Consider the following 12,452-nt stretch of genomic DNA (forward strand, 5'->3'; position numbering starts at 1 on the left):
ATCTTGCTCACTCTGATGAGATCTCTCACTAGCGTTCGAGATGACAGGATGGTCGAGATGACAGGAGCGTTCGAGATGACAAAGCGACGAGATGATAGAAGTAATCGAGATGACGTACCGATTATTTTTAATACTTTTATATTCTCAAATTCTAAGCATGCCCAAAAGAAAAATATGTGCTGTTATTACAGCGAGACCTTCCTATAGTCGTGTAAAAACCGTGTTGCAGGCAATCAAGGAACATGAAGCCTTAGAATTACAATTGGTTGTTGCAGGGTCTGCTTTATTAGACCGCTACGGGAATGCAGTAGATTTTATTGAAAAGGATGGTTTTAGTATTGACGAAAAAGTTTTTATGGTGCTGGAAGGTGAGAATAAAACAGCCATGGCAAAAACAACTGGTTTAGGCGTCATGGAATTGGCGAATGTTTTCTATAACCTTCAGCCGGATGCTGTATTGACGATTGCAGATCGATTTGAAACCATTGCTACTTCTATTGCTGCTGCCTATCAAAATATTCCATTGATCCATTTGCAAGGGGGAGAAGTTACTGGAAATATTGATGAGAAAGTGCGACACGCTAATACTAAACTGGCAGATATTCATTTTGTTACTTCTGAAGATGCTAAACAACGTGTGATAAGTATGGGAGAAGATGAAGCCTATGTATTTAATACAGGCTGCCCTTCTATTGACATTGCTTCCGAAGTTGCCCAACAACCTAGACTAGATTTTGATCCATTTGAAAAGTATGGAGGTGTTGGAGGTGTTTTTGATCATACCAATGGCTACTTAGTAGTTATGCAGCACCCTGTAACTACCGAATACGATCAGGCAAAACAGGATGTGCAAAAAACATTACGCGTTATAGATTCTTTAGCAATGCCTACCTTTTGGTTTTGGCCTAATGTAGATGCTGGTGCCGACGGCACCTCCAATGGCATCCGTTCGTATCGTGAAAATTACGATCCAAAACATATTCATTTCTTTAAGAATATGGAGCCGACCGACTTTTTAAAACTATTAGTCAATAGTAACTGTCTAATTGGAAATAGTAGTGTAGGTATCCGTGAATGTGCTTATTTAGGGGTTCCAGTGGTGAATATCGGAACCCGACAAAACAGACGTCTAAGAGGCGATAATGTGGTAGATGTGTTGTATGAAGAAACCGCTATTAAAAATGCTATTACAGCACAGGTATCAAATACTTCAATTAGGAAAAGCACCATTTATGGGAATGGAAATAGTGGCAAAAAAATAGCCGATATCCTTTCCAACATTACACTTCGTTTTCATAAAACGATTACGTATTAATGAACATATTAGGGCTCATACCAGCAAGAGGCGGAAGTAAAGGAATTCTGCATAAAAATAGAAAGTTATTAGCGGGTAAGCCCTTATTGCAATATACCATAGATGCTGCGCTGGGTGCTACTGAGTTGGATGCAGTTGTTTTTTCTTCGGAAGATGATACGCTTATTGAATTAGCTGAACGTTCAGGCGTTCGAGTTCCTTTTAAACGTCCAAAAGAGCTTGCTACTGATACTGCCAAATCAATCGATGTTGTGTTACATGCGTTGGGAGCCCTTTCAGAAAAAGGAGAACATTATGATGCTGTTTGTTTGTTACAAGTGACAACCCCTTTTAGAACTGCAGCCGATATCGATGCAGCTCTTCAGAAATTTAAACTATCAAATGTTGATTCCTTGATCACCGTGCTGGAAGTACCTCATAAGTATAATCCACATTGGGTTTTTGAAGCGGAGAATGAAACCTTGCGCATTGCAACAGGTGAGCAAGAAATTATTTCGAGACGACAAGAATTACCACCAGCCTATATTCGTGATGGTGCTATTTATATAACAAAAACTGAGGTGTTACGCGATAAGAAGTCTTTTTTTGGAACACGTTTAGGGTATCTACTTTCAGATGATTCCAAACATGTAAATATTGATACCATGGAGGATTGGGGAAGGGCTGAGAGGATACTTTCTGGGGAGTCGTTAGAATAATAAAATTTCTTGGTTGAACATTTCTTTTTATACGAATGAATTATACGATTAAGTTTTATAAGCATTTTGATGTATTACTTATTTTTGGGATATGTATTCTCATCTTTTCTTATTTAATAAGTTTTGTAGCTACAGATATCCAAGCCCATGTGGAATTTGTGAAAAAAATAAATGATGATACTGTAGCCTATCCTCCCAATTTTTTATTCTATTATTTAATTAACCTATTTTCTGGTTTTAGTTCAAAATCAAATTTTCTTTATCCAGTTTCTGTTGGTTTACTTTCTTTATCATGTACTGCCAAATATTATATTTCCAAGAAAATTATCATTCAGTTAACCAGACTTGCATTTGAACAATCGAAATCTTTAGTCTTTATCTTGATTTCGATTGGATTATTTTTTTGTTTTGCAATTCCAGATCCAGCATCACTATTTTTCTTAAAAAAGATGTATTTAGGTAAAATAGTGCCAACGGTCTGGCACAATTCAACTACCATATTAGTTTTTCCATTTGCAATACTTTTATTTTGGAAGCAACTTGAAGTTTTTAAAACAAATACAGTTCTCAAGACAAAAACGGTTTTATTTCTCAATCTTTTAGTTGTCATAAACATTTTAATAAAACCCTCTTTTATTTTTTGTTATCTCCCGGTAACATTTGTATTTATTCTACTCAATTTTAAGAAAAAAAGGCTAAGATGGCTATTCATAAGATGTTTACCTTTAATGACTGCTGCTTTATTGATTTTATTGCAATACTATCTTATTTATGCTTTAAATATTGGTTCTTTTAAACAAGAAAAAAGCGGTGTTATGCTTAGCTGGCCTTTTGAAGTATATACATTTTGGATTCCTTGGTGGCTTATCCCTATTTCTTTTCTATTATCACTTGCGTTACCTATAGCAACCCTAGTGTGTTATAGAGAGGTCTTAAAATATAAACCTTTTTTGTATGCTACTGCATTGATGATAACAGGGCTTTTCATTTCTGCTTTTATTTTGGAATCTGGTCCAAGGATGTCCCATGGTAATTTTACGTGGCAAAATATTGTTTGTTGTTTCCTGTTGTTTTTAGCTACAGTTGCCTTTTTAACGCCGAAGTTTTTGCGCATATCACCTTGGAGTAAAAAAACAAAATTTTTATTTATTTTATTTGTTTTGCATAGTATATCTGGGGTTTTGTACCTTCTCAAAATTTTAATTACCAATCAATATATTTAAATGATACTAAGAAACATTTTATGGTTTAAAGAATCCCTTTATATATTTCATACATTTATACTCATTACAATCTAAAAATCAGCTTTGTTATTTTGAAATCATCAGACATCATTAGTGTAGTATTACCTGTTTATAGGAATGAGAAATGTCTCGATCAAATTACAAATCGGCTTCTAAAAATGTTTACAAGCATTGAAGTTGAAGGCGAAATTATATTTGTAAATGATGCAAGTCCAGATAATTCATGGGGTATAATTAAAAAACTTGCGTCTATTCATAATGAAGTTACAGGACTTAATTTGAGTAGAAATTTTGGGCAACATTATGCAATTTCAGCTGGCTTAGCTCACTCTAAAGGCGATTGGGTAGTTGTTATGGATGCTGATCTTCAAGATCTTCCTGAAGAAATTCCTAAGCTATATGACAAAGCGAAAGAGGGTTTTGATATTGTGTTAGCAAAGCGATCCATGCGAAAGGATCATTGGTTAAAAAAACAATTTTCAAGACAGTTTTACACTGTGTTGTCCTATTTGTCTGGAGCTAAATATGACGGCAGTGTTGCAAACTTTGGAATCTATCGTGACATTGTGATTGATGAAATCGTACGCCTTCCTGAGAAAAATAGATTCTTCCCTTCAATGGTCAAGTGGGTAGGATTTACTTCAACATCTATACAAGTAATACATAATCATAGAGAAATAGGAACGTCATCCTATGATTTTAAAAAACGATTCGATCTTGCATTGGATATTATTCTGTCTTATTCAGATAAACCTCTTAGGCTTGTTATCAAGCTTGGAGTTATTTTAATGTCATTGTCTTTAATTTTTGCAATTATAATTTTTGCAAGATGGCTGCAAGGTGATATTGAAGTGTTAGGGTATACCTCTCTAATTTTAAGTATATGGTTTCTGTCAGGAATTATCATTCTTATATTAGGTGTTACAGGGCTTTATATTGGTAAAATCTTTGAAAATGTTAAAGACCGGCCAACGTTCATTATTAAAGATAAAGTATGATGATAGAACCACTTCATTGGGATTCTACATTCTTTGATATTCGTGTAGGAAAGATTGCTAGTAGCAAAGAAGCTTTTCAAATTCCAGAAGAGATTCCTTTTGACTTACTTTATTTAGAATCAAAAAATGAATTTGTCCCAACCCTAAAAAATTTTACTTCTACGCTCACACAAGCTAAGGTGCTTTTTGAAAAACAATTAGTAACTCCCACTAATGAAGTTAAGGCTATTTATTCATTTTCAGAATTGGACATTCCAATACAATCATTATATCCATTAGCCTATGAAAGTGGTGCTTTTAGCAGATTTAAATTGGATCCTAATTTTTCGCGAAAACAATTTAAGAGACTATATAAGGCATGGGTAGCAGCTTCCTGTACTGGTACTTTTGCGCATGATGTTCTAATGTATTTAATAGAAGAGAAAGCAGCTGGCTTTGTTGCGTATTCCATCAGTGAAAAAAATGGAACCATAGGCCTTATTGGGGTACATCCAGAATATCAGGGAAAAGGAATAGGCTCAAACTTACTACAAGCAGTAGAGAATGAGTTAGTCCAACTTGGTTGTTCTACGCTATCAATCCCAACTCAGGTTAGTAATAAAAAGGCTTGTTCCTTTTATAAAAAAATGGGATATTCAGAAAAAGAAATTACCTTTATCACACATTATTGGCGCCAATGATTCCTTTTAATAAACCCTATCTTTCAGGAAATGAGCTTGCATACATTGAGGATGCTGTAGCTCGTGGAAAACTTTCGGGCAACGGATATTATTCTCAACGGTGTCAGGCTTTTTTTGAAACTACTTATGGGTTTAAGAAAACTCTGCTTACAACCAGTTGTACCGATGCGTTAGAAATGGCTGCTATCTTGTTGGATATTCAACCTGGTGATGAGGTGATCATGCCTTCGTATACCTTTGTTTCTACTGCTAATGCTTTTGTGTTACGAGGAGCGAACATTGTTTTTTGTGACTCCAGACAAGATCATCCTGGGATGGATGAATCTATGATCGAATCGCTTATAACCTCGAAAACCAAAGCCATAGTGGTGGTTCATTATGCTGGCGTTGCTTGCGATATGGATGTGGTCATGTCACTTGCCTCAACGTATGATTTATTTGTGGTAGAAGATGCGGCACAAGGTATAGATAGTCTTTATAAGGGAAAACCTTTGGGAGGGATAGGACATCTAGGTACTTTTTCTTTTCATGAGACCAAGAATCTACAGTGTGGCGAAGGTGGACTGCTTATTATAAACGACGAACGATTTGTTGCACGTGCAGAGGTCATCTGGGAAAAAGGAACCAATAGAAGTGCTTTTTTTAGAGGAGAGATTGATAAATATGGATGGGTAGATATTGGTTCTTCTTTTTTACCCAGTGAATTGAATGCTGCGTACCTTTTTGCTCAATTGGAATCTTTACCAAAAATTCAACAAGAACGAAAAGCGATCTGGACTAATTATTACAAAAGTCTTCAGGTATGGGCAAAACAACAGGATATTAAATTGCCTTATCTTCCAGACTTTGCTACTAACAATGCTCATCTATTTTATATGATATGTACTTCTGAAGCACAGCGAACTTCACTTATTAAACATCTAAAAGATAACAAGGTTCATGCTGTTTTTCATTATATCTCCTTACATAGTAGTCCGTTTTTTAAAAATCAATATTTAGGTGCTCCCTTACATCAAAGTGATTCCTACACTCGTACCTTAGTTCGATTGCCTCTATATTATGAACTTAATATTGATGCAGTAACCTCTTCATTGCTTACGTATGGTCGCTAAGAAAAGTATATGGGCACTATATATTTCTGTTATAGTATATGTCTGTATCTCTTTGATTTATTTTTTAAGTAAACCCGCAGGAGTGGGGGATGAAGCATTGTTTATACGTGACCTTGCGTATGTAAAAACCGAGGGTTTGTGGGCTGCTATCGCAAAAGGAGTCTCTATTCCCTATGTATTGCTACCCTATCCTTTTTCATTGGTATTGCCAGATTTTGTGGCCTTACGACTTGTCAATGTGTTGCTATTTGGATTGTTGTTATTGTATTTTCATAAAAGAATAGCCTTCCGAAATGGAAGGTTCTATGCGTTGCTGCTTTTCTTTTTTAGTACGGTGGGTTATTTTATGGCGGGTACCAACGACACCCTTTTTTCAGTAAGTCTGGGGGTATTTTTGATTGAAACCTATTTACTTCTCTCACGTAAGACCTCCACTTTTGTTTGGTGGGGAAGTGCCATTGTCATTGCTTTTTTTACACGGGCTCTTATCCTATTGTTTTTGCCCTGCATTCTACTCGGAATTATTTTTTTACTACTTAAAAAAGTAGGTACTATAAAGACCTTACTATTCCCTGCCATCTTAGCTATTGTATTTTTACTGCTGAATATCCCTTCACTTCTACAGAATAAAAACCTCTCGTATGATCAAAAGCTACCCCCATCTGGAATTGAAGCAACCTGGACACAGCGACAGTATTATGCACAATTGTTAGTGAATGAAGGATCATTAGCCAATTATCAGCATCCTTCCTGGGAAGAAACCGATGCTTACTTACAACTCCATGGAACACAATCCTTACCTGCAACAGAAATAGAAGCCATACTTTTTGACATTCCCTTTACCATAAAAGAGTTTTTTAAAGAACTGTTATTTTTCGGCATCTATGGCTCTAGACAAATGGGCTTGATGTTAGCCGTCGTATTAGGTTTGGGAATACTAGCACTATTTAGATTAAGAACCATACACCCTGCAGATTATATACCGCTTTCTCTTTTGGGTACGGCTTTTATTTTTTGTTTGCTGATTATTTCTTTTTTGGAATTGCGATGGTTTGCACCGCTATTTATTGCCAGCATTTTTATGTATTTTCAATATAGTAAAGATGGAAAACTCCCCCAGATAATCATACAGGCTAATTATATTGTAGTAACTTTGTTAAGTATCTACGGCTGTTATGGGTTGTTTCTAAAATTGTAGGCTTGATTTCCAAAAAAAATATCCTCCTTCTCGTCCCAGACGGCACCGGAATTAAAAATTACCTGTATTCTTCGGTATTTAAGCATGCAGATGCTAGTTTGCATTTGTATCATAATTTTGATGGCGATACCCTTACCGAACTCAAGAACCATATATCCCTTGATTCAACCTTAGAAATTCCAGCCTATAAAGAGTCTGTAAAAGAAAAGTTTTTACGGGAATTAATTCATTTGGCGCGTATCCAATACAATGCTAAAAAAGCTGAAAATCCTTCTATTCTTAGCTTCTTTAAATCAAAAAAGGGTTCTGTAAAACTGATTTTTTTTTACAAAGTAGTACAGCTTTTAGCTACAACAATTACCACCTATCAAGGCATTTTAAAGCTTGAAAAAAAGTACCAGAAAGCACTACGGAAAAATCCGTTGTACCCTCAAGTTTCTGAACAATTACAAACGTTACAACCCGATGTGCTGTTTTGTACCCATCAACGGGCATTAAAAGCGCCTGTGGTTTTTGCAGCCGCTCGTGATCTCGGAATTAAGACTGCTACGGTCATCTACTCCTGGGATAATATCCCCAAAGCACGATTGGCCTTGCAAGCCGATCTGTATCTGGTCTGGTCTCGTTATATGAAAAAAGAGTTGCAGTTCTTTTATCCTGAAATCGCTTCAGAAGGTATTAAAGTCACCGGAACTCCACAATTTGAATTCTATAAAGACGAAAGCAATATCATTCCGAAAACTGAATTTTACAGCAGCTACGGACTTTCAGAATCCAAAAAAATCGTTTGCTTTTCAGGAGATGATGTCTTGACCTCTCCGCATGATCCTCAGTACCTCGATGATATTGCATCGGCCATTGTTTCCGAAGGCATGGAAGATCGTATTCAGATTGTCTTTCGAAGATGCCCCGTAGATGTCTCCGGGAGGTATGATTGGGTGTTACAAAAGTTTCCGAAGCTAATTATCGACATGCCACCTTTATGGAATTTTAATTCAGACCTCTGGTCGGCTGTGTATCCAACGTATCAGGATATTTCTTTGCTGGTGAGTCTTGCCTATTATGCCGATGCCGTCGTCAATGTAGGTTCGACCATGGCATTTGATTTTGGAATGTTTGGGAAGCCTTGTATCTTTATCAATTATGATACCGTGCCAGATAGACATTGGTCTGTGAAACGGATTTATGCGTATCAGCACTTTAGAAGTATGCCTTCCAAAGATGCCGTGTATTGGTTGTCTGACAAAGAAAATATTATAGCTATACTTACAAGGGCAATTGATACGCCAGCAACTGCCATAGCCCAATGGTTTGATGTAGTCGTAGAAGATGCCGAACGGGCATCTCAGCAAATTCTAAAATCAATCGTTTAATGCATATTGTCTTTCTTTCTTCGGAATATCCACTCTGGTCCCCAGGAGGCATCGGGACGTTTTTGCAAACTTTTGGACGTGCTTTGGTTGCCGAAGGGAATACCGTTTCCATTGTTGGTGTTGGAGAAACCCATACAGAAGAAGTACTAGAGGATAAAGGGGTTACACTGTATCGCTTACCCAAACGAAAAGGGAAATTACCTGCCTTTATACATAATAAAAAAGTGCTGAACAGTAAACTAAAATGGTTGCATTCCCAACATCCTATTGCTATCCTGGAAGCTGCCGAGGGCGGACTCGCCCTCATCTCTAAAAGATTTCCGGCTACAAAAATCATACGACTTCATGGAGGACATCATTTTTTTGCGGAAGCAGAAAAGCGTCCCATCAACTGGCGGAAAGGATTGCTTGAAAAAAGATCTTTTAGTAAAGCAGATGGGTTTATTGCCGTTTCTGAGTATGTGAAGTTACACACAGCTAACTACCTAAGGTATCGAAATAAACCTGTAAAGGTTATCCATCATCCTATGGACACTACAATTTCAGTTCCAGATGTAGAAGTTGATCCCCACCGAATTTTATTTTCAGGGACTGTTTGTGAGAAAAAAGGAGTCCGAGAATTAGTACAGGCGTTTGCATTGGTGAGAAAAGAGTTTCCAGATTTGCATCTTGATATCTTTGGAAGGGACTGGTATTATCCAGACGGGCGTTCGTATATCACCCAACTACAAAAGGACCTGGAGCCTTCTTATTTTGAAAACGTACTTTTTCACGGGAGTATAGATCGAAACTTGCTCTTTGAGAAATATGCCGAAGCCTTGCTCTGTGTTTTTCCATCGCATATGGAAACTCAAGGTCTGGTGACCCTAGAAGCAATGTTGTTAGGGAAACCGGTTGTTTTTACTGAATATGGTCCTGGGCCTGAAACCATACTACATAAACAAAATGGGTTACTATGCGATGTGTACAACCCAGCCGATATTGCCGAAAAGATGATCTGGTGTATAAAGCATCCTGAAAAAGCCAAAGCATTGGGAGAAAATGCAAGGGCTCATGTGCGTATCACCTATGATAAAATGAGTATTTTAGAGGAAAATATCACATTCTATAAAAAATGTATGGCGCATGGGTAAGTTTGCTACCGACATCGCAAAATATAAAAAATATTCTGGTAAAAACAGTTTGGTGTTATTGCTTACGCAACAAGGCCTATGGGCACTCTTTGTGTACCGTACAGGCAACGCGATCTATAGAAGTGCTATTCCCTCTTTTGTAAAATCATTTGTATTACTTTTTTGGGTGCTTTGGCAAAAGTGGATCGAAATTGTAACTGGAATTTCCATCCCGTATAGTGCTAGTATCGGACATTCTTTTTATATCGGGCATTTTGGTGGCATTATTATTAATGCGAATGCTAAGATTGGAACTAATTGTAACATCTCTCAAGGAGTTACTATTGGTGTGAGCGGAAGAGGTAAAAAACGCGGTGTGCCTGTAATTGGTAATAATGTGTATATGGGTGCCCGTGCTACGATTGCCGGGAATATCACTGTGGGAGATGATGTTGTGATTGGAGCTAATTCCCTAGTTGTGAAGGATGTTGTTAACGGAATCACCGTTGTTGGCGTTCCTGCAACACAAGTAAGCACTCATGATTCCAGCGCCTATATCTAATGAAACTATTAGTCGTCACATTAGCACCTACACTCCAAAAACAGGACGGCCTGTATTCCTATGCGCCCTATGTAAAAGAGATGAATTTGTGGTTTTCTCATGTAGATAAGGTTACGATTGTGTCGCCTACGAAGTATGAGAAAAGCTTATTGTTGGCACCATTTCTTCGGAAGGATGTCAATGTGGTTTCCATTCCGTGGATCTCTTTTAACAGGATAGATGCCGCGCTAGTTTCGGTTTTGCTACTTCCTTATATTTTTCTGAAGCTCTGTAGTGCTATGGCAAAAGCAGATCATATTCATTTAAGGTGTCCGGGGAATATCGGATTGTTAGGTGCTATGGCTCAGCTATTCTTTCCGAAGAAAACAAAAACCGCAAAATATGCTGGTAACTGGGATCCCAAAGCTACACAACCTTTAAGTTACCGCTTGCAAAAATGGATCCTTTCCAGCCCCTTACTTACCAAAAATATGCAGGTATTAGTGTATGGCGATTGGCCCAATCAGTCAAAAAACATTACCCCCTTCTTTACTGCTTCTTATGCTTCAGACAAAGTAAAAGAAAGTACACCAAAAGCCTTTGCAGCGCCCTATCGATTTATATTTGTGGGAACCCTTGCTGTAGGAAAGCGCCCATTGTATGCCATCCAGTTAGTGGAGAAATTACACCTAAACGGAATCGCCTGCCGTCTTGATCTCTATGGCGATGGGGCAGAACGTACCGCTTTGGAAACCTATATTACGGAACATTCCCTAGCCGAATTGATTATCTTACATGGGAATCAGTCAAGTGAGGTTGTTGAAGCTGCGTATCAACAGAGTGACTTTTTACTATTGCCTTCCCAATCGGAAGGGTGGCCCAAAGTAGTTGCCGAAGCTATGTTTTGGGGCGTCATTCCTTTAGTGACCAGAATATCTTGTGTTCCCTGGATGTTAGGTCAAGGAAAACGTGGCCGGTTTTTGAGCTTAGATTTAGATCAAGACAAGCACACTATAGTTCAATTGCTCCAAAACAAAGAAACCTTGCAAACTATGAGTAGCGAAGGACAAAAATTTGCACAGCAATACACACTGGATTCTTTTGAAGCAGCTATTAAAAAACTACTGGTATGAGAGTGTTACAACTCATCGATTCGTTGAATGCGGGTGGTGCCGAAAGGGTCGCAGTCACCATCGCAAATGCTCTTACATCCCATATTGAAAAAAGCTATCTGTGTACCACCAGAAAAGAAGGTGCTTTAAAAAGTACGCTGCATCCTGAGGTTGGATATCTTTTTTTAGAACGAAAAAAAACGCTAGATGTAAAAGCATTTACTACCTTAAAAAAATATGTGCTTACCCATAAGATTACGACGATACATGCCCATGGGACCTCCTATTTTTTAGCTGCCTGGTTAAAATTACGAATTCCTTCCCTTACACTTGTGTGGCATGAACACTATGGTCATAGGATTTATAGTGGTCAGAAAGATTTTAAAATGCTTTATTTTTGTTCCTATTTATTTTCGACAATCATTACAGTTACTATCGAATTACAGGAGTGGTGTCAAAAGAATTTAAAGGCAAAGCAAGTCGTTTATGTGCCTAATTTTATTGCCTCGGAAAGTTTTACTAGAGATATTCCTGTAAAATCGAATACTATTGTGTGCCTTGCTAATTTAAGAGCCCCTAAAAATCACTTACATTTGCTGAAAGCTTTTTCTGAATTGCACAAGCGGTATCCTACCTGGAAATTGCAGTGTATTGGAGCCGATTATAACGATGCGTATTCCGAAAAAATCAAACAATTTGTTGCGCACCATCACCTTGGACATGTAGTGAAGTTATTAGGAGTCCGAACTGATGTGCCGCAACTTCTTGCTAACGCCAAAATTGGTGTGCTTTCATCTATTTCTGAAGGCTTACCGATGGCATTGCTAGAATACGGTGCTGCTCAATTAGCGGTTGTAGTCACCGATGTTGGCTATTGTAAAGAAGTGGTGAGCGACTTTGGGAAAGTGGTTGATGTAAATGAAATAGCGTCTATGGTTACTGTATTAGAAGACTATATGTCGAATGCTGCAGCGTTACAAAGAGATGCTGTTTCCTTTCAGAAACATATAAAAACAACCTATTCTGAAACAGCTGTGCTGCCACAACTAGTATCAAATTATATATAGAA

Annotated in this window: 12 protein-coding genes; all 12 read left to right on the top strand. The window is 37.6% G+C overall.

The window, feature by feature from the left end; genetic code table 11:
* Positions 1-157: 157 nt before the first annotated feature.
* The gene (neuC, locus tag ACFQO1_RS04155) at positions 158-1,315 is read left to right on the top strand and encodes a UDP-N-acetylglucosamine 2-epimerase (RefSeq protein WP_380216807.1); all 1,158 of its coding nucleotides are present in this window, start codon (positions 158-160) and stop codon (positions 1,313-1,315) included.
* Positions 1,315-2,013, top strand: coding sequence for an acylneuraminate cytidylyltransferase family protein (locus tag ACFQO1_RS04160; RefSeq protein ID WP_380216709.1), 699 nt, complete (start codon positions 1,315-1,317; stop codon positions 2,011-2,013). Before neuC ends, ACFQO1_RS04160 begins: the two co-directional genes overlap by 1 nt.
* Before the next feature lie 35 nt (positions 2,014-2,048).
* On the top strand, positions 2,049-3,236 hold the full coding sequence (locus ACFQO1_RS04165; RefSeq protein WP_380216710.1) for a hypothetical protein: 1,188 nt from the start codon (positions 2,049-2,051) through the stop codon (positions 3,234-3,236).
* Between the two features lie 92 nt (positions 3,237-3,328).
* Positions 3,329-4,255 carry a glycosyltransferase family 2 protein gene (locus tag ACFQO1_RS04170; protein ID WP_380216711.1) on the top strand — a complete coding sequence of 309 codons (927 nt, stop codon included), beginning with the start codon at positions 3,329-3,331 and terminating at the stop codon, positions 4,253-4,255.
* The gene (locus ACFQO1_RS04175; protein ID WP_380216712.1) at positions 4,252-4,935 is read left to right on the top strand and encodes a GNAT family N-acetyltransferase; all 684 of its coding nucleotides are present in this window, start codon (positions 4,252-4,254) and stop codon (positions 4,933-4,935) included. Before ACFQO1_RS04170 ends, ACFQO1_RS04175 begins: the two co-directional genes overlap by 4 nt.
* Positions 4,932-6,047 (top strand): dTDP-4-amino-4,6-dideoxygalactose transaminase, encoded by a 1,116-nt coding sequence (rffA, locus tag ACFQO1_RS04180; RefSeq protein WP_380216713.1) that lies wholly within the window; start codon positions 4,932-4,934, stop codon positions 6,045-6,047. Before ACFQO1_RS04175 ends, rffA begins: the two co-directional genes overlap by 4 nt.
* A 52-nt stretch (positions 6,048-6,099) precedes the next feature.
* The gene (locus tag ACFQO1_RS04185) at positions 6,100-7,245 is read left to right on the top strand and encodes a hypothetical protein (RefSeq protein WP_380216714.1); all 1,146 of its coding nucleotides are present in this window, start codon (positions 6,100-6,102) and stop codon (positions 7,243-7,245) included.
* 2 nt (positions 7,246-7,247) lie between these two features.
* The gene (locus ACFQO1_RS04190; protein WP_380216715.1) at positions 7,248-8,618 is read left to right on the top strand and encodes a hypothetical protein; all 1,371 of its coding nucleotides are present in this window, start codon (positions 7,248-7,250) and stop codon (positions 8,616-8,618) included.
* A complete protein-coding gene (locus ACFQO1_RS04195) occupies positions 8,618-9,751 on the top strand; it encodes a glycosyltransferase family 4 protein (protein ID WP_380216716.1) in 1,134 nt (377 codons plus the stop codon). Before ACFQO1_RS04190 ends, ACFQO1_RS04195 begins: the two co-directional genes overlap by 1 nt.
* Positions 9,744-10,292 carry a serine O-acetyltransferase gene (locus tag ACFQO1_RS04200; RefSeq protein WP_380216717.1) on the top strand — a complete coding sequence of 183 codons (549 nt, stop codon included), beginning with the start codon at positions 9,744-9,746 and terminating at the stop codon, positions 10,290-10,292. The genes ACFQO1_RS04195 and ACFQO1_RS04200 overlap by 8 nt, the downstream gene beginning before the upstream one ends.
* Complete coding sequence (locus ACFQO1_RS04205; protein WP_380216718.1) at positions 10,292-11,404, top strand: glycosyltransferase family 4 protein; 1,113 nt, start codon at positions 10,292-10,294, stop codon at positions 11,402-11,404. Before ACFQO1_RS04200 ends, ACFQO1_RS04205 begins: the two co-directional genes overlap by 1 nt.
* The gene (locus tag ACFQO1_RS04210) at positions 11,401-12,450 is read left to right on the top strand and encodes a glycosyltransferase (RefSeq protein ID WP_380216719.1); all 1,050 of its coding nucleotides are present in this window, start codon (positions 11,401-11,403) and stop codon (positions 12,448-12,450) included. The genes ACFQO1_RS04205 and ACFQO1_RS04210 overlap by 4 nt, the downstream gene beginning before the upstream one ends.
* Positions 12,451-12,452: the final 2 nt, after the last annotated feature.

Origin of the sequence: Jejudonia soesokkakensis, from assembly GCF_042664795.1 — a bacterium.
Lineage (GTDB): Bacteria > Bacteroidota > Bacteroidia > Flavobacteriales > Flavobacteriaceae > Jejudonia > Jejudonia soesokkakensis.

Coding starts and splice junctions, on each gene's coding strand:
- neuC (WP_380216807.1), top strand. CDS start 158: ATGCCCAAAAGAAAAATATGTGCTGTTATTACAGCGAGACCTTCCTAT.
- ACFQO1_RS04160 (WP_380216709.1), top strand. CDS start 1,315: ATGAACATATTAGGGCTCATACCAGCAAGAGGCGGAAGTAAAGGAATT.
- ACFQO1_RS04165 (WP_380216710.1), top strand. CDS start 2,049: ATGAATTATACGATTAAGTTTTATAAGCATTTTGATGTATTACTTATT.
- ACFQO1_RS04175 (WP_380216712.1), top strand. CDS start 4,252: ATGATGATAGAACCACTTCATTGGGATTCTACATTCTTTGATATTCGT.
- rffA (WP_380216713.1), top strand. CDS start 4,932: ATGATTCCTTTTAATAAACCCTATCTTTCAGGAAATGAGCTTGCATAC.
- ACFQO1_RS04195 (WP_380216716.1), top strand. CDS start 8,618: ATGCATATTGTCTTTCTTTCTTCGGAATATCCACTCTGGTCCCCAGGA.
- ACFQO1_RS04200 (WP_380216717.1), top strand. CDS start 9,744: ATGGGTAAGTTTGCTACCGACATCGCAAAATATAAAAAATATTCTGGT.
- ACFQO1_RS04205 (WP_380216718.1), top strand. CDS start 10,292: ATGAAACTATTAGTCGTCACATTAGCACCTACACTCCAAAAACAGGAC.
- ACFQO1_RS04210 (WP_380216719.1), top strand. CDS start 11,401: ATGAGAGTGTTACAACTCATCGATTCGTTGAATGCGGGTGGTGCCGAA.